This is a genomic window from Photobacterium lipolyticum (genome assembly GCF_003026475.1).
Classification (GTDB): Bacteria; Pseudomonadota; Gammaproteobacteria; order Enterobacterales; family Vibrionaceae; genus Photobacterium; species Photobacterium lipolyticum.
Window position 1 is genome coordinate 1 of record NZ_PYMC01000030.1, and the last position, 20666, is coordinate 20666.

At 45.5% G+C, this 20666-nt stretch carries 16 protein-coding genes and 3 pseudogenes; 9 read left to right on the forward strand and 10 right to left on the reverse strand.

Annotated features, from left to right (window positions below; genetic code table 11):
- Positions 1 to 132 precede the first annotated feature (132 nt).
- A pseudogene (locus C9I89_RS22890) lies at positions 133 to 237 on the forward strand (alpha-amylase family glycosyl hydrolase); the annotation flags it as partial.
- Between the two features lie 49 nt (positions 238 to 286).
- Here the strand turns inward: C9I89_RS22890 and C9I89_RS23005 are convergent.
- The 4 genes and pseudogenes from C9I89_RS23005 to C9I89_RS21850 form a co-directional block, all read right to left on the reverse strand.
- Positions 287 to 424 (reverse strand): annotated as a pseudogene (locus C9I89_RS23005) (integrase); the annotation flags it as partial.
- Between the two features lie 281 nt (positions 425 to 705).
- A pseudogene (locus tag C9I89_RS22895) lies at positions 706 to 1150 on the reverse strand (transposase); the annotation flags it as partial.
- Positions 1151 to 1179: 29 nt separating this feature from the next.
- Positions 1180 to 1482, reverse strand: coding sequence for a hypothetical protein (locus C9I89_RS21845; RefSeq protein WP_107285439.1), 303 nt, complete (start codon positions 1480 to 1482; stop codon positions 1180 to 1182).
- 261 nt (positions 1483 to 1743) lie between these two features.
- The gene (locus tag C9I89_RS21850) at positions 1744 to 1950 is read right to left on the reverse strand and encodes a hypothetical protein (protein WP_146155087.1); all 207 of its coding nucleotides are present in this window, start codon (positions 1948 to 1950) and stop codon (positions 1744 to 1746) included.
- Between the two features lie 868 nt (positions 1951 to 2818).
- Between C9I89_RS21850 and tnaC (C9I89_RS23085) the strand changes: the two genes are divergently transcribed.
- The 5 genes from tnaC (C9I89_RS23085) to C9I89_RS21880 all read left to right on the forward strand — a co-directional run bounded on the left by tnaC (C9I89_RS23085) (position 2819) and on the right by C9I89_RS21880 (position 6697).
- Complete coding sequence (gene tnaC, locus C9I89_RS23085) at positions 2819 to 2917, forward strand: tryptophanase leader peptide (RefSeq protein WP_107285442.1); 99 nt, start codon at positions 2819 to 2821, stop codon at positions 2915 to 2917.
- A 174-nt stretch (positions 2918 to 3091) separates the two neighbouring features.
- Positions 3092 to 3184 (forward strand): tryptophanase leader peptide, encoded by a 93-nt coding sequence (gene tnaC, locus C9I89_RS23090; RefSeq protein ID WP_425440425.1) that lies wholly within the window; start codon positions 3092 to 3094, stop codon positions 3182 to 3184.
- A 198-nt stretch (positions 3185 to 3382) separates the two neighbouring features.
- Positions 3383 to 4849 (forward strand): tryptophanase, encoded by a 1467-nt coding sequence (tnaA, locus tag C9I89_RS21870; RefSeq protein ID WP_107285444.1) that lies wholly within the window; start codon positions 3383 to 3385, stop codon positions 4847 to 4849.
- A gap of 114 nt (positions 4850 to 4963) precedes the next feature.
- Positions 4964 to 6217 carry an aromatic amino acid transporter gene (locus C9I89_RS21875; RefSeq protein WP_107285445.1) on the forward strand — a complete coding sequence of 418 codons (1254 nt, stop codon included), beginning with the start codon at positions 4964 to 4966 and terminating at the stop codon, positions 6215 to 6217.
- 99 nt (positions 6218 to 6316) lie between these two features.
- Positions 6317 to 6697, forward strand: coding sequence for a Rid family detoxifying hydrolase (locus tag C9I89_RS21880; RefSeq protein WP_107285446.1), 381 nt, complete (start codon positions 6317 to 6319; stop codon positions 6695 to 6697).
- Between the two features lie 201 nt (positions 6698 to 6898).
- Here the strand turns inward: C9I89_RS21880 and C9I89_RS21885 are convergent, their stop codons facing one another.
- Complete coding sequence (locus C9I89_RS21885) at positions 6899 to 7372, reverse strand: outer membrane lipoprotein (protein WP_107285447.1); 474 nt, start codon at positions 7370 to 7372, stop codon at positions 6899 to 6901.
- 359 nt (positions 7373 to 7731) lie between these two features.
- Between C9I89_RS21885 and fusA the strand changes: the two genes are divergently transcribed.
- From fusA to C9I89_RS21900, 3 genes are all read left to right on the forward strand, one after another.
- Positions 7732 to 9762, forward strand: a complete 2031-nt coding sequence (fusA, locus tag C9I89_RS21890) for an elongation factor G (protein ID WP_107285448.1) — start codon at positions 7732 to 7734, stop codon at positions 9760 to 9762.
- A gap of 652 nt (positions 9763 to 10414) precedes the next feature.
- Positions 10415 to 11827: a pyruvate kinase PykF gene (gene pykF, locus C9I89_RS21895; protein WP_107285449.1), complete on the forward strand. Its 1413-nt coding sequence runs from the start codon at positions 10415 to 10417 to the stop codon at positions 11825 to 11827.
- Positions 11828 to 12136: 309 nt separating this feature from the next.
- The gene (locus C9I89_RS21900) at positions 12137 to 12781 is read left to right on the forward strand and encodes an FCD domain-containing protein (RefSeq protein ID WP_107285450.1); all 645 of its coding nucleotides are present in this window, start codon (positions 12137 to 12139) and stop codon (positions 12779 to 12781) included.
- A gap of 155 nt (positions 12782 to 12936) precedes the next feature.
- Here the strand turns inward: C9I89_RS21900 and ilvN are convergent, their stop codons facing one another.
- The 5 genes from ilvN to C9I89_RS21925 form a co-directional block, all read right to left on the reverse strand.
- On the reverse strand, positions 12937 to 13434 hold the full coding sequence (gene ilvN, locus C9I89_RS21905) for an acetolactate synthase small subunit (protein WP_107285451.1): 498 nt from the start codon (positions 13432 to 13434) through the stop codon (positions 12937 to 12939).
- Entirely contained in the window at positions 13434 to 15152 is a 1719-nt protein-coding gene (locus tag C9I89_RS21910; protein ID WP_107285454.1) for an acetolactate synthase 3 large subunit, read from the reverse strand. The genes ilvN and C9I89_RS21910 overlap by 1 nt, the downstream gene beginning before the upstream one ends.
- 614 nt (positions 15153 to 15766) lie before the next feature.
- Complete coding sequence (locus C9I89_RS21915; protein ID WP_107285452.1) at positions 15767 to 17584, reverse strand: AMP-dependent synthetase/ligase; 1818 nt, start codon at positions 17582 to 17584, stop codon at positions 15767 to 15769.
- Between the two features lie 429 nt (positions 17585 to 18013).
- Positions 18014 to 18973, reverse strand: coding sequence for a transcriptional regulator LeuO (gene leuO / locus C9I89_RS21920; RefSeq protein ID WP_107285453.1), 960 nt, complete (start codon positions 18971 to 18973; stop codon positions 18014 to 18016).
- Between the two features lie 597 nt (positions 18974 to 19570).
- Positions 19571 to 20666, reverse strand: a 1096-nt coding sequence (locus C9I89_RS21925; protein ID WP_146155088.1) for an efflux RND transporter permease subunit, incomplete at its 5' end; no start/stop codon positions are given.

The following is a 20666-nucleotide window of genomic DNA, read 5'->3' on the forward strand; positions in this document are numbered from 1 at the left end:
GCGAATGTCTCATCAAGGCCAGAGATGATAATCTCATATACAGGCCGGATATATGGAAGCCAACCTGTCCCTTTTATTGAACCAGATGCCTTGCAAGCCGGGAGGTGACCATATATGGTCTAATGATGACTCTACGAGCACCGACGTGGTTGGATTGAGAAGCGATTGTTGGCTCTTGCACAAGCCTTCTCCATTGATGTTTGTGCCTATGCAATTATGAGTAAGCATTACTGGGTCAAAATAGGATCCATCCATACTGACTGAAAAATGGTTACTAGTCAGTATGGTAGTAAAGGTAATAGACGATACGACCCGCACTTGAGATTCGAGCATGAAAACCGAGAATCTCAGTATCATTGAGTCGTTTGTCTTCAACTGTGAGCTGTTTGATGGTTGACGCTGAAATCTTCTTTTTGATGGACAAAGTCGAGCGTATCTCTCCGCAAGGCCACGCTGTACATGTAGCATATATGTAGCAAATGGCCGATATTCCCATGTATTACAGTGAACAACAAAAAACAGAGAACCACAAATAAGCCATTAAATATATTTGGATTTATTTCATATCAGTGTTCACTGAAATACACAAAAAATACGACTCATAATCGCTTGGTCGTCTGTTCAAGTCAGACAGGGGCCACCAGATTCTTGAAAAGGCTTATGGAAAAATCCGTAACAGGTTCCTTTCCATCTGCCCTACTGAAATTGGCTTATATAGCGACCTTCCACTTTGACTTTATAATGCAATGGCATCGAGCCAGACAATGGGATCGTGGCTTTTCAGCGGACGCTATCGCCACCGCAAAAGCTCTGGCTGCAATTTATCCGTTACCGCTCTCACTGTCGCATTGGAGACTTCGAGTCAGTACTTCTCTTCCTCGTACTGACGAATGTCCTGATATCCCATACCTAAGTAAGCCAAACATGGACAAGATCTTACGTTCAATGTCATCGGTCAGGCTGCTTTGTTTTTCTTTATCAGCTGTGGCTCAAAGGAACCAGCACGATCTCCGGGAGTATCTAGCTCGAGGTTACCTGAAAAGGTCTTGATCGTTTTGCGTGAGCAGCCATTCCTTCTGTTTGGCTGTTCTTCATCGGTCAGATGTTGACCGAAATCAGCTTTAAGTGCGGCCTCTGTAAGCTGCTGCAAACTTTATTTGTTCGCCACAAGCTGTACCCTCAACGGCTTGGCTCATGCCGATTTTTCCTTACTTTACTTGAGGGGTTAGCTTTACGAGGTAATTTTAAGTGCTTCTTACCTACAAATTTTTCCTCAGCTTCTGATCCCGAACCACCGGAATCTACAAAACCTTCTTTGTATGCGTCACGCAGTAGTTCATTTATCTTCTTTTCTAAGCTTTTCATTACAATATAATTATCCTCATCGTAGTCATATTTCAGGCCACAACAGGGACATTGCCCTCCTTCGTATTCTTCCAGTTCTATTTCTTTATTGCACCAGTAGCAATTTGTAGTGTACATATCCATAAATCCTTCTGTATTGACCTACCTATGAAGCCCTCATTAAAAAATAGCATTGATATGATGCTGGTATTACCTGGCACCTATAAAGAAAATCAAAAAGCCCGTGCAGCAATAGCGCCAAATCTATCGCTATCACTTACCAATATCTTCTCAGATGCTCTGACATCAGAATTACCTAACATATGATATATCCGCAACGCTGTAGCCCTTTTACTGCAGCGTCACTGCGAATGTTCGACATTGCCCTGTTCGCCAGTCTTACTCTTCATCTGGCGAACGGGGGCTGGCAGGATTTAAGTCTTGATATGGTGTGCCCCGTCCAAGCCCAGTCTTTTGCTGGTAACGCCGCTCCAGGTAAACATCTAACATTTTGATCAGGCGCTTGTTAACAAAACAAAATGGCCAAGGCTTGCCGCTGAATGCAATTTCCTGGCGGATCATGTTCGCGGCCCAGACAGTTATCACTAGGAGGCACTTTGGACAGAATACGCACCGAACTGTAGCCGTCGCGGAAAAATATAAAAAAGACATCCCAATTAAGAACCACTCGAAGATAAAGCCAACGACTCACCCACTAGAAAGGCATACTATTGCATATCAGGATGTGTGATATTGATCCCAGAAAATCCCCCGAGTTCAATGTAACAATGGCAGAAGAAACATATTCCAGGAGAGCATATATGCTAATCGATAAATTATGTCCCGTTTGTAACTGCAGAACGAACTTCTTGCAGTTACACAGAACTTTTTTTGAAAAACATGTGGTAAAAAAAGACTGGCTTAAATATCAATGCAGCGAATGCAAATCTGAGGTATTCGCTCATCGTTTTCAGGCTATCGGAATGAAAATTGGTAAGCGCAGCCACACTGCCACGGCTTTATTTCAGTGACGACTCCCGCCTTCTATCCCTATTGTCCGGCGTTGCCGGCTAAAATTCATACTGGAAGCATTTCTATTGATTATGAAAAATGTTGAGTTTCAGAATTTAATAACGTCGTTGTCTCAACTCAATGATGCACAGATGATGTATGTTTATTCCGTGTTGAAAAACAAACACGATGATAAACGCATCAATTCAGCTCCATCCGTTGAATTGACGAGAGCAGAATTGGATATGCTCCTGCAATCGGATCTATAACCCCCCTCCTCGCTGAAAATTGGCCGTTCAAGGACCTTTGATTTCGGTCACAACATAACGACCATTCAATTTCTGCACACGAATTTTTGCTTGCATTGGTCACATTTATTGATAACAAGCATATATTTAACAATTGAACTATAGGATACTTTCATTATTAGTTTAACGCATTGCTTTTCCATATAGGACATAAAATGAACCTGTACCTCAAATGGCAATCAACTTCGGACCTAACATTGTTAGCCTGGTATAACGTAGACCATAAGCTATCCTTTCATTTATCTTCAGAATAAATTCAAGAGGCGTTCTTTACGCAGCCTCAAAAAACCCAATATATTTAACGATTAACTTTTGGTGTTATTTAAGTTAAATTTAATTTATGAAGACAAAGGTACTTCAATATATTTAACCTGTAATACTGAATATTAATTTCAACTTTTATTTTTATGTGGAAACATAAAATGAACATGTATCTTAAATGGCAATCTTCATTATTGTCATTGCTGACGCCATGGTATATTGAAGATTATAAAATATCTTACCACTTCCCTTTAAAGTAAAGTGTTCGCGTTTACGCCTTTTTATTTAAGGCGGAATCAACACACCAGACATTTCGTTATTCGTTTGACGCGATTTTACTCACCATAAAATCAAAACACCCGATAACGTTGAAGGCATATTATTAATTTAATTTTTGTTACATAAAAAAACATTAGTTTCTGGTAAATCAGACACCAAACAAGAGTAAAGGCATTATTATGGAAAACTTTAAACACTTACCTGAACCATTCCGCATCCGTGTTATTGAACCTGTAAAACGTACTACCCGTGAATATCGTGATGAAGCTATTTTAAAAGCGGGTATGAACCCATTCCTGCTAGATAGTGAAGACGTATTTATCGACCTACTGACTGACAGTGGAACGGGTGCAATTACTCAAGAAATGCAAGCTGCGATGTTCCGTGGCGATGAAGCATACAGCGGTAGCCGCAGCTACTACGCACTTGCAAACGCGGTAAAAGATATCTTTGGTTATGAATTAACAATTCCGACCCACCAAGGTCGTGGTGCCGAGCAAATCTACATTCCTGTCCTTATCAAGAAACGTGAAATGGAGAAGGGACTAGACCGTAGCAAGATGGTAGCACTGTCTAACTACTTCTTTGATACCACACAAGGTCACACTCAAGTGAACTGTTGTGTGGCGAAAAATGTGTATACAGAAGAAGCGTTTGATACCGCGGTCAATGCCGATTTCAAAGGTAACTTTGACCTCGTCAAGCTAGAAGAAGCGATCCTTGCTGCAGACCCTGTAAACGTACCTTACATTGTAAGTACAATTACCTGTAACTCTGCAGGCGGTCAGCCTGTTTCTATCGCCAACCTAAAAGCAGTGTATGAGATCGCGCAGAAATATGACATTCCAGTGATTATGGACTCCGCTCGTTATGCTGAGAACGCCTACTTTATTCAACAGCGTGAACCTGGTTACAAAGATTGGACTATCGAAGAAATCACACGCGAATCCTATAAGTATGCAGACGGCCTGGCCATGTCTGCAAAGAAAGATGCCATGGTACAGATGGGCGGTCTGCTTTGCTTCAAAGATGAGTCGATGATGGATGCTTACACCGAATGTCGTACTTTGTGTGTGATTCAGGAAGGCTTCCCAACCTACGGTGGCCTGGAAGGCGGAGCAATGGAACGTCTAGCCGTTGGCCTCTATGACGGTATGCGCCAGGAGTGGCTGGCATACCGCATCGGTCAAGTTCAGTACCTTGTAGATGGTCTGGAGGCTATCGGTGTCGTATGTCAGCAAGCGGGTGGTCACGCGGCATTCGTAGACGCAGGTAAGCTACTTCCACACATTCCTTCCGAGCAGTTCCCCGCGCATGCTCTTGCTTGCGAGCTCTATAAAGTTGCGGGTATCCGCGCAGTTGAAATCGGATCTCTATTACTAGGTCGCGATCCGGCGACAGGCAAACAACATCCTTGTCCTGCGGAGCTGCTTCGCCTGACCATCCCACGTGCGACTTACACTCAAACGCACATGGATTTCGTTATCGAAGCGTTCCAAAAAGTAAAGGAAAACGCCGCGAATGTGAAAGGTCTTGATTTTACTTATGAGCCTGCGGTGCTTCGTCACTTTACAGCTCGACTCAAAGAGGTTGAGCCAGCGCAAGAAGCGGCGAAAACAGAAACCAAAGTTCTAGAAGAAGCTTAATCACAATAAAAGAGCGCACCCCCTTGGAGCTGCGCTCTTTTCCTAAACACATAATAAAAAATACAGTTTAGGTTCATAAATCCAATAACGTGAAATTACAAGAGTGACTGAATTATGGAAAAGAGTCCGACGTTTGTAGTAAGTGACAGTATTAAGGAAAAGAATCCGTCGTTAATCGGTGGGGCATGCATTATAGCCAGTGTCTGCGTTGGTGCAGGTATGCTAGGGCTCCCAAGTGCGGGGGCGGGGGCATGGACTACTTGGTCAGTTCTTGCGATTGCAGTAACAATGGTCGTCATGACTGTTTCGGGGTGGATGCTGCTAGAAGCCTTTAAAAGTTATGACTTAAAGGTCTCTTTCAACACGGTAACCAAAGACATGCTTGGTGATAAGGTCAACATGTTCAATAACCTGACGGTGTATTTTGTAGGGGGTATTTTACTGTACGCCTACACCACATCTTCAGGCCTTATCCTTCAAGATGTTCTGGGCCTCGATAGTAAAATCACCTCTATCTTGTTTGTATTGGTGTTCTCACCCTTCGTTTGGCATTCAACTCGAGCAGTAGACCGAATTTCCGTTGTTTTAATCTTATTTATGGTCTTAAGCTTTGCCTTTGGTGTGTCAGGGCTGGCGATCAACGTCGATATGTCCGTCTTATTTGACACCATCAATGAAAAAACGAGCTACGCCCCCTACGCTATGGCAATGCTGCCAGTCGCTTTGACGTCGTTTGGTTATCACCATTCAGTGGCTTCAATGCGAGCTTATTACGGCGAAGAGCAAAAAGCGAAATACGCGATTTTGGGCGGCACAATAATTGCGCTAAGTCTGTATTTCCTATGGTTGTTCAGCATTTATGGGAATCTGCCTAGAAGCCAATTTGGACCTGTGATTGAGCAAGGTGGTAACGTAGATGCGCTACTAGCCGCGTTAGGCTCAGTTATTGAATCTGAAAAAGTGGCGAATGCGATCAATATCTTCTCAATGGCGGCAATTCTATCTTCTTTCATTGGTGTTGGGCTTGGGGTGTTTGACTATTTGGCTGATTTGTTCAAGTTCGAAGACACCAAACAAGGTCGTGCAAAAACGTGGCTGGTGACTTTCATGCCACCTTTGATCCTATCATTGCTATTCCCGTTTGGTTTTATAATTGCCATTGGCTATGCCGGCGCTGCAGCAACGGTTTGGACGTGTATTATTCCTGCACTTCTCGTGAGAAAGGCACGCACGTTAGAGAACGGTGATAAAGGCTTTAAAGCTCCAGGTGGCCAGCCAATGATTGTTGTAGTAATTGGCTTTGGTATTTTAACCGCCGTGTTTCACTTCATGGCTATGTTAGGCATACTTCCAGCGTTTACAGGCTAAACAAATCTAAATTAATATCATATATGATTGGCTGGTTATCTTTCTTCACAAATAAAGAAAACAGAGATAACCAGTATATTAAATAAATAGGAAAATGAAATGGTTGCAATTAAGACTCCAAGAGCGCCTGAAGCTATTGGTCCATATGTGCAAGGTGTGAATTTAGGTGATCTGGTTATAACGTCAGGCCAGTTACCTATAAATCCAGAAACAAAGGCAATGCCTGAGGACGTTGCCGATCAGGCAACTCAATCTTTAAAAAATGCATTGGCGATTGTCAAAGAAGCGGGATTGAACGCCAACAATATCGTTAAAACCACCGTGTTTGTAAAAGATCTAAATGACTTTTCCCGAGTAAATGAGGCTTATGAAGCTTTCTTCAATAATCATGATGCGACTTTCCCGGCTCGCTCTTGTGTTGAAGTGGCTCGCTTACCCCTGGATGCAAAAATTGAAATTGAAGTTATTGCCTCACGATAACTTTTAGGATTTCAAAAAGATATTTCTCGTCTTAATTAATAGCCCTATCATATATATGATAGGGCTAAACATTTTAAGCTTAAATGCCAAAAATTATTTTTGGTTCACCTAAGACAAAAAACAATCAAATCACCAAAGGCTCTTTTAGATTATTTCTATTTCTCTAAATACGCAATTTGGCGATGTAGCCTTTCGTCAGGTTTAGTTAGCCGGCACAACCCGGGCTTGGTTGCCATCAATATTTACCTGAACTTTCTGGCCGATCTGAAAGATCATATTCGGGTTCGCCTCCTGAACGATCGCGATCACTTCTCCGTTATCCATTTTTATCGTCAAGTTAACACCATTACGGCGAGTAGCCGCATCTGCGGCTTTACTACCGGCAACACCACCCAGCACACCACCACCGATAGCCGCTATATCGGAACCTGAACCACCTCCAATTTTAGAGCCTAAAATCCCACCAACTGCAGCACCGGCAACGGCACCGACAAGCTTCCCTCCGCCTTCACCTTCAATGGTAACTGGTTCGGCTTTCATAATAGTGCCATAACGTACCCTTTGGATCTGCCGTGTATCTTTGACGCCATAAGAGTCACCATAAGGGTTGCTCGAACATCCCGCAAACACAAAAATAGAAAGCAGCAGCATGAGAGAGAGGGGGGGTATATTCATGGTGAACTCCTAAATGAACGGATTTAGAACAAGTATAGCAACTCTGTATCTCTTGCCATTATTTCAGCGACGACTCCATTGCTGTACTTCCGCTAACAAATTTATGATTTAACACACAACTTAGACGGCATACTGCAGACTTCCTGTGTCATGTATCGAGATATGTACTATCTATAAAGTAGTGCTGTTTTTTATACTGATTGCAAAAATGGTAATGAGGAACCTGGCCTTAAGGGCAATAACGTTTCGGATGGAATAGACACAGGTTTTGCAACGCTGGTATGAATGAAGTCGCACCTGAGCGAACACCATTACATTTTGCCACCACCCATCGGTTCGATTACCAGAGGAGGACACGTATGTCTGTGGAGCTAATTCGCAACATCGCATTTGTTGGGCAATCCGGCTCAGGAAAAACCAGCCTGGTTGAACGCCTACTGTTTGAATCGGGCGCCATCAAGACGCTTGGTGAGCTCCAGCGGGGCACCACCGTGACCGACTTTGACCGTCAATCCATCGATTACCAGCATTCGGTAGAAGCCACACCCGTTAACTTCTGCTGGCAAAAAAATCAGCTTAACCTGATCGATACCCCGGGAGCCGGGGATCTGATAGGCCGTGCGATGAGCGTTTACCCGGCGGTTGAAACCGTCGCACTGGTGGTCGATGCCAGTGCCGGGCCGGCATCGCTTTCCGACCAGCTATTTCAAATGGCCCATGACCACAAGAAGTGCCGTCTGATCATCATCAACAAGATTGACGCCGATGGGATCAACTTACATACACTTTTGGCTCAACTGAAAGAACGCTATGGTTCGCAATGCCTGCCAATTAACCTGCCCGATCCCGGCGGGAATGGGGTAGTAGACTGCTATTTTGAACCGGACCCCGATGAGCCAACGCTGTTCAGCACTGTCGAGGAGGCGCACGACGCCTTGGTCGATCAGGTGATTGAAGTCGACGAAGAACTGATGGAGCTTTACCTGGAACAGGGACAAGATCTGAGCCCACAACAGCTGCACGCTCCCTTTGAGGCAGTACTGCGCGATGGCCAGTTGATCCCGGTCTGTTTTGTCTCGGCCCGCAGCGGCGCCGGGGTGAAACAATTGCTGCAGGTGATGAGCGAGCTCATGCCATCACCTCTTGAGAGCAATCCCCCACTCTTTTATAGTGGCAACAAACCGGTAACCGTGAGCCTGAACGAGCAAGATCATACTGTTGGCCATGTCTTTAAGGTAAGTGTCGATCCTTACATGGGCCGGATGGCCTTTGTCCGAATTTTTCAGGGCGTACTTACGCCCGACAGCCAACTCTTCATTGATGATGGAAAAACGTCCTTCAAAGTAGGACACCTCTACCAGGTACAGGGCAAACAGCGGCGTGAAATTCAGCGTGCGGTTTCCGGCGATATTTGCGCCATCGCCAAAATTGACGATCTGCAATTTGATAGTGTTATACACAACTCCCACGATGAAGACGGCTTGCATTTAACCAGCCTGAACTTGCCAGCCCCTATGTACAGCCTGGTCGTGCACCCGGCGCGGCGCGGCGATGAACAAAAACTTTCAGATGTACTGAAAAAACTCACTTCTGAAGACCCAAGCCTGCAGGTAACGCACCGGGTGCGGGTTAACGAGACCCTGCTGACCGGTATTGGCGAGTTTCACCTGAAGATTGCGCTGGAGAAAATGCAACAACAGTACAAACTGGATGTACAGACCAGTGTGCCAAGTATCGACTATCGCGAAACGATTACCCGCCCAGCCGAAGCACATCATCGGCATAAGAAGCAAACAGGAGGAGCCGGGCAGTTTGGCGAAGTCTATCTCAAGATTAATCCCCTGAATCGCGGTGAAGGCTTTAAGTTTGTCAACAAAGTGGTGGGCGGGGCAATTCCCGGCCAGTTTATACCGGCGGTGGAAAAGGGGGTGCGTCAGATACTCGAAGAAGGAGCGATTGCAGGCTACCCATTACAGGATCTGGAGGTGATCGTCTATGACGGCAAGTACCATAGCGTGGATTCCAAAGAGATTGCCTTTGTGTCGGCTGCCCGTAAAGCATTCTTAGAAGCGATAAAACAAGCAGATCCGATTATCCTGGAGCCCATCGTGGATGTAAAAATTCTTGTCCCTTCCGATTGCATCGGCGATATCTCCGGTGATTTATCAAGCCGACGCGGCATGATCAACGACTCACAACCAGAAAGTCAGGATCGTACCTTGATCCTCGCCAAAGCACCGCTCACGCAGCTGCAGGACTACTCGAAGCGCATCAAGTCGCTAACCCGAGGTGAGGGCAGCTTTAGCCTGTCACTTAGCCACTTTGAACCGGTTCCCGCCCCATTACAGCAACAGCTCACCGAAGAGCATAGGGAAGGCGATGGTGCCTGAGATAGATACCCGGGACTCTTCTTGCCCCCCACCTTGTCCCCTAGGCGTTAGCCTGCGAAATTCAGTGACCGCAGGCTAACGTTTCCGCAATAAAATGTAATAATTCATCCTAATAGTGAGAGGGCGGTCTCCCCCTCCACAATGATACAAATCGGAACTATATTTAAACAAAAGAGCAATAAATCGCTTCTCTATTGATAAATGACAAAACTTTATTCGAGATTCCGTAGATAATTACCGTCATTCCTTCAAGCATGGAAGCCAAAAGCATGACCGCTATCACAGGGTGATAATAGATAAGAACTCTGTTATAATCCTGCGCTTGTTTATCGCACGGATTTATGGCTACAGATTTATGGTTGTGTGATCGTTGATATCACCCCCCTTCTCATCGTTGCCAGACATTAAGAACGCGCGATAATTTAGGAAAGAGTCACCAGCACAGGCCTTATAAAAGCAACGAACTGCTTTTATAAGGCAAGATTTTTGTAAAAATTTGTATTATCACCACGCCCTGTAAGCGGTAAGTTGAAGATTTATGATCTACTTCTCACTTTGTGGTCATTATTCAACATTAATGGTTCACAACTTTCAGGTATAACACTGTGGTTAAATTTCCCTTGGGTAAAAGTTTGTCCGGAGACAATCCTCAATGAAAAAGACCAAAATCGTATGTACGATTGGACCTAAAACAGAATCTAAAGAAATGCTTACCAAACTAGCTAACGCTGGTATGAACGTAATGCGTCTAAACTTCTCTCACGGTAACTTCGAAGAGCACGGTCAGCGTATCGACAATCTTCGTGAAGTAATGGCCGAAACAGGTAAGCCTCTGGCTATTCTGCTTGATACTAAAGGTCCTGAAATTCGTACTATCAAACTAGAGAACGGTAATGATTTTGCTCTAGTTGCTGGTCAAGAATTCACATTCACTACTGATATTTCTGTAGTTGGTAACCAGGACCGTGTTGCGGTTACTTACCCTGGTTTTGCTAAAGATCTTGTTAAAGGTAACATCATCCTTGTTGATGACGGCCTTATCGAGATGGAAGTACTGGAAACCACAGAAACTGAAGTTAAGTGTAAAGTACTTAACAACGGCGACCTAGGTGAAAACAAAGGTGTTAACCTACCTGGCGTTTCAGTAAAACTTCCTGCACTTTCAGAGAAAGATAAAGCAGACCTTAAGTTTGGTTGTGAGCAAGGCGTTGATTTCGTTGCTGCTTCTTTTATCCGTAAAGAAGACGACGTTAAAGAGATCCGTGAACTGCTGAACGCTAACGGTGGCGAGAAGATCCAGATCATCTCTAAAATCGAAAACCAGGAAGGCGTAGACAACTTCGACTCAATCCTTGAAGCTTCTGACGGTATCATGGTTGCTCGTGGTGACCTGGGTGTTGAAATCCCGGTTGAAGAAGTTATCTTCGCGCAGAAAATGATGATCGAGAAGTGTAACCGCGCTCGTAAAGTTGTTATCACTGCAACTCAGATGCTTGATTCTATGATCAAGAACCCACGCCCTACTCGCGCAGAAGCGGGTGACGTTGCGAACGCAATCATGGATGGTACTGATGCAGTAATGCTTTCAGGTGAATCTGCTAAAGGTAAGTACCCTATCGAAGCGGTAACTATCATGGCACAAATCTGTGCACGTACAGATTCAGCACTAAAAGCAGAGCTAGGCTCACGTCTGGACAGCCCACGTCTGCGTATCACTGAAGCGGTATGTAAAGGCGCTGTTGACACCTCTGAGAAGCTAAGTGCTCCTCTAATCGTTGTTGCAACAGAAGCAGGCAAATCTGCACGCTCTGTACGTAAGTACTTCCCAACAGCTAACATTCTGGCTGTAACAACTAACACTAAGACAGCGGCTCAGCTGGCACTGACTAAAGGTGTTACACCTGTTGTTGTTGATGCAATTGAAAGCACTGATGCATTCTACAGCCGTGGTAAAGAGCTTGCTCTTGAAACGGGTCTGGGTGCGAAAGGCGACATCGTTGTTATGGTATCGGGTGCACTAGTTGCTTCTGGTACAACAAATACAGCATCAGTACACGTACTATAATTCGTAGACTGAACAAAAAACGGGAGCAAATGCTCCCGTTTTTTATATCATCTTATTAATCCCCTCCCCTCCATACTGGTATGTATTCACAGTTCCAGCCTTTCTGTATCGCACCCTGATATTATTAATCGTATACTCACTCGACAGCGGATTCTTTCAAGGAATACAGCCTCATAAGAGTCATGCCTTGCTTGCTAAGAAAATCACAACAATATCCCCAGCCATTATAATTTGACGAGGCGCTCGGGGAAAAACAATAAAAAACCTGTGAGGAATTCAGTGTCTAGTCCTACTTTGACCAACACAGTCATGGAGTTGATTCGACAAGACATCTTGCTTGGTGAACTAGCACCAGAGCAAAAGCTTGTTGTTGCCGACTTAAAAGCCCGTTATAACGTAGGTGCGTCTCCGATCCGGGAAGCTCTTGTTCAGTTATCATGGAAAAAATACGTAAAATTCGCCCCCCAAAAAGGGTGTTGGGTTGCTCCTGTTTCAGTCGATGAGCTCGAAGACCTCTTTGAAACCAACCTCGTGCTATCAAGAGTCCTGCTGGAACGCGCTATTCTCAATGGCGACGAAGCATGGGAGCTGAATATTTTGACCAGCTACCACAAACTCCACCGTATTAACCCAGCAGATAAGACAGTGGATTTTTCTGAGTGGGAAAAACGCCACAGTGAATTCCACCTGGCACTGCTTGAAGGTTGCCAATCTCCTGTCATGCTGACGCTATACCGTGAAGTGTATGAGCAGATCGAACGTTATCGCCATATCTGGATTAACCACAGCCGCGAATATGAAGAGCGCTATCATGATAATGGCGAACACGAAGCGATGATGAAGGCGGTATTGGAACGTAATACACCGCAAGCACTGGAATTGCTTAACAATCACTTCCAACGTGCGATTGAGTTCATTCAGACCTATATACCCAAACCTCTTCAAGATGTGTGATTCCGTTGTTGGGTACATACCTAAACGGTTTCAAGGAGCGTGATTAATATGAAGCTCGCTCTAAGATCGAGAACCCTGCCAGCCAAATGCATTGCTACGCCCAACAAAAAGCCCAGCTCAGGCTTAGCCTGAGCTGGGCTTATATAAAAAACGCCTTACGCTTTTAGCGCACGTTCGCCACGGGCCATACCAACAACACCACTTCGGGCAACCTCAACAATATCGGTCGCTTCCCCTACGGCAGCAATAAAGGCATCCAGCTTGTCACTGGTTCCCGCGAGCTGAATGGTATAGATCTGGCTGGTCACATCCACAATTAATCCACGGAAGATGTCCGCCGTGCGTTTAACTTCAGCCCGGGCAAAACCGCTGGCTTTCACTTTCACCAACATCAGTTCACGCTCAACATGCTCAGCTTCGGTAACATTGCTGACCTTTAAAATATCGATCAGCTTATGCAGTTGTTTCTCGATTTGCTCATACGCCGCATCGTCTTCCACATTGGTAGTGATATTCAGACGCGACAAAGTCGGATCATCGGTTGGTGCCACCGTCAGAGATTCAATGTTATAACCTCGTTGAGAAAACAGGCCAACGACACGGGACAATGCACCGGGTTCATTCTCAAGCAATACTGATATAATCCTGCGCATTATGTTCTCTCCGTTTTACTTAACCACATTTCACTCATCGAGCCACCACGAATCAACATCGGGTAAACATGCTCGGTTTCATCAACACTAATATCAACAAAAACCAGCTTATCCTTCAATGCCAGGGCTTTTTCCAGCTCACTATCGAGCTTGGCCGGATCTGAAATGCGTATCCCGACATGACCATAAGCTTCAGCAATCGCAGCAAAGTCCGGCACCGAGTCCATATAAGAATGAGAGTGGCGACCTTGATAAATCATGTCTTGCCATTGCTTAACCATACCTAAGAAGCGATTATTCAAGTTAATGATTTTAACAGGAATATCGTATTGCAATGCCGTTGACAGTTCCTGAATATTCATCTGGATACTACCATCCCCGGTCACACACACCACTTCAGCATCAGGCAGGGCGAACTTCACTCCCATTGCCGCCGGCAAGCCAAAGCCCATGGTACCCAGACCACCAGAGTTGATCCAGCGACGCGGTTTATCAAACGGATAATACAACGCGGCAAACATCTGATGCTGACCAACATCCGAGGCGACATAAGCCTCACCATTCGTCAGCTTAAACAGCGATTCAATCACCTGCTGTGGCTTTATGCGTTCATTACTAGATTCATAACTCAGACACTTACGTGCACGCCATGATTCTATCTCTGCCCACCAGTTCTCAATCGCTTGCTGATCATTGCCGCCATCCTGCTCTGCCAGCAATTTAAGCATGCTGTTTAATACGGTGTCGGCCGAGCCGACGATGGGAATATCAACGGCAATAGTTTTCGAAATGGACGACGGGTCAATATCGATATGCATGATGGTAGCATTCGGACAATATTTCTCGACGTTGTTGGTCGTACGATCATCAAAACGGACGCCGATACCGAAAATCAGATCTGCGTTATGCATGGCCATATTGGCTTCATACGTACCGTGCATGCCCAACATACCTAAACAGTTTTTATGGGTTCCCGGAAAGGCGCCAAGACCCATCAAGGTATTTACAACCGGTATGTTCAGTGACTCTGCCAGAGTCAGCAGCTGTTTGCCACACTCCGACATGATGGCACCTCCACCCACATACAGAACCGGCTTTTTCGCGGCCTGCAAGGCTTTCAATCCCCGTTTAATTTGGCCTTTATGCCCCTGAGTCGTTGGGTTATATGAACGCATGGCGATCGATTCAGGGTATTGGTAAGGATAAGTTTCAGCCGGGTTTAGCATGTCTTTCGGAATATCGATAACCACAGGGCCAGGACGGCCACTTGCAGCAATATAAAAGGCTTTTTTGATGATTTTGGGGATATCTTCCGGCTTTTTCACCAAAAAGCTGTGTTTTACAACAGGGCGAGAAATACCCACCATGTCACACTCCTGGAAGGCATCATTACCAATCAGGTTACTCATCACCTGACCAGAGAAGACAACCAGAGGAATGGAGTCCATATAAGCGGTAGCAATACCCGTAATGGCATTCGTCGCGCCCGGACCAGATGTTACCAGTACCACACCGACATCACCGGTTGCACGGGCATAACCATCAGCCATATGCACAGCCGCTTGCTCGTGGCGAACGAGCACGTGTTCAATGTCACTTTTCTCATGCAGTGCATCGTAGATATCAAGTACTGAACCGCCAGGGTATCCGAAGATATGTTTTACGCCTTGATCGATCATCGAACGAACGACCATATCAGCGCCGGACAACATTTCCATATTTCTTGCCTCCAGGTTGATTACACCAACCCACATCGCTAATTCTTCCTTCAAATGAAGCTCAACAGCAAACTGGTGAATGTCTGTAAGCGAGGTGAATACAGACAACACACCGAGTTAAATAGCGCAGCTAAACTTTATCATTGTGCGTTATCAGGCGTATGGGACGTTTTGTGAGCATCCCATGCAACACAAAATGCCATTACCCAATAAAAAATTAGCTATACGGGCTGATATAACATAGTTAGGGCTTATTTTTAGCCTAAATTGAAATCAATATTACTTTTTCATGCTATGCGAGCCACCACCGGTCATAACAAGCAGTAGTTACCTGCAACAACTTTAACGCTTTTTTAGCAATCAAGTCTATTGCTGAAAGGCATGTTTAATCCATTCATCTGAATGCAGAGTAAATTAACCATATTCGTCCGGAGCTTACCAAGCACGGCAGTGGGTATTAACTGCAAATGGCCAAACATTCAGATAGAAACTCTTAACGAAGTCGGAATGGAGAAAGACGAGAAAAAAGAAAAGAGAAAAGAGAGGGAATGGTGAACAAATATCCGAAAACAACAAAGGAGCCATATGGCCCCTTTGCTCAGAGTTATTGATATTTACCGTACAGATGATTTTTTATGGCTCTCTTCGTACATGCGCTCAATTTCCTGATGGTAACGATCATGAATGACCTTACGACGCAGTTTCTGAGTCGGCGTTAGCTCACCTTTATCCATCGAAAATGATTTAGGCAGCAAGGTGAACTTCTTCACTTGCTCAAATCGTGCCAGATCTTTTTGCAACTCAATGACACGCTTCTCAATCAGCTCAACAATCTGGCTATGTTTCACCAGCTCAAGCCGATCGTGATATTTAATGTTCAGCTCGCGGGCATGCGCTTCCAGGGTATCAAAGCAAGGTACAATCAGTGCTGAGACAAATTTACGGGTATCAGCAATCACGGCAATCTGCTCGATAAAATGATCTTTACCGATCGCTCCTTCGATGACCTGGGGCGCAATATATTTACCGCCAGAGGTCTTCATCAGCTCTTTTATACGATCGGTGATAAACAGGTTGCCCTGCTCATCGAAACGTCCCGCATCACCGGTTTTTAAGAAGCCATCTTCGGTAAAGTTCTTCGCGGTTTCTTCCGGCATTTTATAGTAGCCGCGCATCACCATCGGGCCACGGACCAGAATTTCATCGTTCTCGCCGATCTTCACTTCAGCCCCCGGCATCGACATACCAATAGAATCCGGGTTAAAACACTGATCATCCCAGCATGATACGGTAGCCGTGGTTTCTGTCATGCCATAGCCAAGCTTAACGTTAATGCCTATCGCGTGGAAGAAACGGCCAATATCGGCATCTAACTTCGCACCGCCACAAGGCATAAATTTAATCTGTCCGCCCAGCAAATCACGCAACTTGGCCAGTACCAGTTTATCAGCCAGTTTATAGCTCTTTCGCAGCATAACTGACGGCTTGCGTTTTTCCTGGTGGCAGGCCGCCATGCGCGCGCCCATATTCACCGCCCAGGTGAAGACCACTTTACGGTGAAAGGGTGCACGTGCGACTTTATCATGAACGGCTGAGTAGATTTTCTCGTACACCCGAGGCACTGCTGCCATGACATTCGGCTTTATTTCCACCAGGGCTTCACGCACTTTGCTGGTATCGGCCAGATAGCAGTTGACCGCGCCACGGTGCAAGACAAAGAACGTCCATGCCCGCTCAAAAACATGAGAAAGCGGCAAAAAACACAGTGACGTATCACCTTCGTCCAGAGCCAGATTCTGATCATGCGCTTCAAGCTGAGACGCAATATTTGCGTAATCTAGCATCACGCCTTTAGGGGTTCCTGTCGTACCGGAGGTGTAGATCAGGGTCAGCAGATCATCCATCGCTTTAGAGTCTAAACGATGTTCGAGTTCAGCTTCTAAATCAGGGTTAGCACACGCGATGAAGTCATTGAAATGACAGACTAATGGATGGTCAGATAAGATCACATCATCCGACATCGCGACAATATGCTCCAGCTGCGGGCATTGCTCGATCATTTCAAGAGCGGCATCGTGTTGCGCCTGTTCACCGACAAACAGAATACGCACATCGGCATTGTTGATAATATAAGCCGACTGCTGCGGAGTATTGGTTGGGTAAATAGGTACGGTGACACAACGATTATACAAAGCCGCGACATCCGCAATGGTCCAGCGAGGCATATTGTTGGAAAAAATACCTACTTTATCCTGAACGTTCAGCCCTTGCGCCAACATGGCTAATGCCAGCTGCTGTATCTGCTCGCCAAACTCAGTCCAGGAAATATCTTGCCACTGGCCTTCAACCTGATGACGTAAAGCAACCTGATCGCCTAAGCGGGCGATCTGGGTACGAATTCGATTTACTATGTGAAAGTCGCGTTCAGCCATAACTACTCTGCCATTTTAGCTTACACTTGTAAGCCCACTTGAGCCGCGAAGTCTACCTTTGATGTAAAAAAAGGCAACCATAAAGGGGCACAATTTATTTTTTCTGCTATTACGCTCTCAGTGCCAGCCCTTATCCCTACAGGCTTTATACGAGTTATTAATAGAATGACTACAAGTGTACGAAATTGCTGCTATCCCGCCTCACCCCGTCTCATGAAAATGCATCTATGCCCATATCTAAATAGAACCACTATTCACTCAAATGGCTGCCTTTACTAAGGACCACTGAATTCTCGCTGAACTCTGCATTTTGAGGTGGTTTAGATATCACCCGCGGTAAAAACGATTGGATTTGGTATCAATAGACCAAGCCGAAAATTGGAAGATGGGAATAAAGAAAAAGCCGGCTGGCGCCGGCTTCTAATTAAATCAGAAAGATGAATCGCCACAGATGGTTAGCAGCTGATCACGCATCCAGATGTGTCCTTTATCTTTTTGCGAAGATTCATGCCAGCTCAGATAACCACTGATAGAGGCCGACTCAAACGGTAAAGGCAGCACTTTTAACTGCAGGTTTTCCGCAACAGATTCTGCTAGCCAGCGAGGTGCAACAGCAATCAATTCAGATTGACCTACCACATACATGATATTACTCAGGCTAGCGCCCTGATAAGCATCCTGGTATGAGGTGTTCTGGTTGTAAATATGATCAGCAAACATCTTCACGCCCGGCAGCGACTTTAATACCGCATGCGTTTCTGAGGCAAACATCGCTTCGGAAATGGTGTTACCGGTGATCCTAGGGTGATTATCTGCCGCAATTACGACCAGTTCATCACTAAATAATTCGCTACTGCAAAAACCAGGCTCATCAAAGCGAACATAGTCGATAACAAAATCAATTTCCTGATAACGCATTTTTTGCGTTAGTTCAGCATCAAATTCAGCTTCAAGCTGCATACGCAAACTCGGTGCCTGATCTGTCATGTTACGCAGGATGCGAGGTGCAAAACGCATATCCGACGGACTGCAAATCGCGAGCTTAAAAGTACGCGTTGAAGTTTCAGGCGAGAATATTGACGATGGCAGTTCATTCTTCACCAGCTGCAATGCTTGGCGCATTGGGCCAAACAACTGCTTAGCACGTTGCGTTGGCTGAATACCACGACCATGACGAATAAAGAGTTCATCATTAAACATCACCTTTAAACGTGCCACAGCGTTACTGACAGCAGGCTGAGACATACCGAGGTTGTGTGCTGCCCGGGTGATATTCTGCTCTTGCATAACTGCGTCAAATACTGTCAATAAATTAAGATCAACACTTCTTAAATTTGACTCCACCTTGTAACCATCTGCAGGGTGAATAGAAGAACTTCTACGTGTCATATGTTGCCTCTAAATGAATTTATCTGGGGCGCATCCGTTATGCCATCGCTAAATTAAAGAACCAAAATCTTGTTCTCAAATAAGTTAGCCCTGTATCGGGGTGCGCTCAGTATCATCAAATAGATTGATGTAACCAATAGCTGAAATCCGGCAAATGTAAGGAAATATAAACGAGAAGCCAGAGATTAAATAAAAACACCTTTATATCAGCACCTTACAAAGCTATAAAAAGATCTAAAATAACTATAAATATAATAAAGGCGCAATTATAAGCGAAAAAAGGCGCTTTTCCATTCGATTCAAATGACGTTTAAACGTAATATTTTCAGGTTTGAAAAAACAATTAATAAGTTTCAGTGATTATAAATCAGCGGCAAAAAGAGCCTCAACACGGATGATTTTCGGCCACGCCCCCACCGAGCAAATAAAAAATTCAACCGGCAGTCACCGATCCAACCATCATTCATTACAGTAATACGATTAACCTTCCGGCCCCCAACTCGCGCTCAGTAATACGGCACTGGGGGATACGAAATCGCAGTAAAAAAACGAGGCACTGCCGATTGTCAGTGCCTAGCTACCCTCAGCAGTAAACCATCAGGCCGCCAGTGCTTCATGCTTACGCACCAAACCAAAATCCGCCAAAATGGCGTAAGCCGCCGGGATCATAAACAACACCAACAGAGTCGACGTGAAAATACCGAATACAATAGAAACGACCAAGGGTTGGATAACCTGGGCCTGTAAACTGGTTTCCAGTAACAAAGGCAGCAGGCCCGCAGCGGTTGTCAGCGACGTTAAGAAAACCGCCCGGAAACGCTCTCTACTGGCTTTCACCACCGCGTCGTGGACACTGTCACCGTCATCAACATGATGACGAATATATTGCACCAGCAGAATCGAGTCATTAACCACCACCCCGGCCAATGATACAAATCCCATAATACTCGGCATACTCAGTGCGTACCCCAACAGCCAATGGCCCCAGAGTACCCCTATCGCCGCAAGCGGAATCGCCAACAACACCACAAAAGGTTCCAGGTAGCTGCGGAACTGAAAGCTGAGGATCACGAACACACCGAAGATCCCCAATGCAAAGCCAATACCCATTGATTGTCCGGTCTCAGCGGTATCCTTGGCTTCACCTTCAAAGTCAAACCGCAGCCCGGGATACGTCTGCTGTAACTGTGGCATTAAACGGTGACGGAACTCCTTCAGCACTTCAGCCGAACTGATCTTACTGCTCTCCAAATCACCAAACACACTCAGGGTTCGTAACCCGTTCACCCGTTGGATCCGGACATAATTGCGTTGGTGTTCCAGTATCGCCACCGAAGCCAGTGGGATCTGGCTGCCATCAACGAGGATAATTGGAAAACTGGCAAGGGTTTGCAGGCTGGCCGCTTCCTGCTTATCAAAACGTACTTCTACTTCTATATTTTCCGGACCGATCTGAATTTCATCGGCAGTCTGGCCAAAATAAGCCGCCCGCAGCTGAGAAGCGATCATTTGCCCGTCGACACCAAAACTTTCAGCCCCGGGACGCAGCTTCACCAGCACCTCCTGCTTCCCCATCCGCATATCATCGAGCACACCGAATACCCCATCAAACTCATTGAGGAACTGCTGAATTTCAATCGATGCCGCCTTCAGTTGATCTAAATCATCGTGCTGTATGCGAATTTCGATCGCC

Coding starts and splice junctions, on each gene's coding strand:
- C9I89_RS21845 (WP_107285439.1), bottom strand. CDS start 1,482: ATGTACACTACAAATTGCTACTGGTGCAATAAAGAAATAGAACTGGAA.
- tnaC (WP_107285442.1), top strand. CDS start 2,819: ATGAACCTGTACCTCAAATGGCAATCAACTTCGGACCTAACATTGTTA.
- tnaC (WP_425440425.1), top strand. CDS start 3,092: ATGTATCTTAAATGGCAATCTTCATTATTGTCATTGCTGACGCCATGG.
- tnaA (WP_107285444.1), top strand. CDS start 3,383: ATGGAAAACTTTAAACACTTACCTGAACCATTCCGCATCCGTGTTATT.
- C9I89_RS21875 (WP_107285445.1), top strand. CDS start 4,964: ATGGAAAAGAGTCCGACGTTTGTAGTAAGTGACAGTATTAAGGAAAAG.
- C9I89_RS21880 (WP_107285446.1), top strand. CDS start 6,317: ATGGTTGCAATTAAGACTCCAAGAGCGCCTGAAGCTATTGGTCCATAT.
- C9I89_RS21885 (WP_107285447.1), bottom strand. CDS start 7,372: ATGAATATACCCCCCCTCTCTCTCATGCTGCTGCTTTCTATTTTTGTG.
- fusA (WP_107285448.1), top strand. CDS start 7,732: ATGTCTGTGGAGCTAATTCGCAACATCGCATTTGTTGGGCAATCCGGC.
- pykF (WP_107285449.1), top strand. CDS start 10,415: ATGAAAAAGACCAAAATCGTATGTACGATTGGACCTAAAACAGAATCT.
- C9I89_RS21900 (WP_107285450.1), top strand. CDS start 12,137: ATGGAGTTGATTCGACAAGACATCTTGCTTGGTGAACTAGCACCAGAG.
- ilvN (WP_107285451.1), bottom strand. CDS start 13,434: ATGCGCAGGATTATATCAGTATTGCTTGAGAATGAACCCGGTGCATTG.
- C9I89_RS21910 (WP_107285454.1), bottom strand. CDS start 15,152: ATGGAAATGTTGTCCGGCGCTGATATGGTCGTTCGTTCGATGATCGAT.
- C9I89_RS21915 (WP_107285452.1), bottom strand. CDS start 17,584: ATGGCTGAACGCGACTTTCACATAGTAAATCGAATTCGTACCCAGATC.
- leuO (WP_107285453.1), bottom strand. CDS start 18,973: ATGACACGTAGAAGTTCTTCTATTCACCCTGCAGATGGTTACAAGGTG.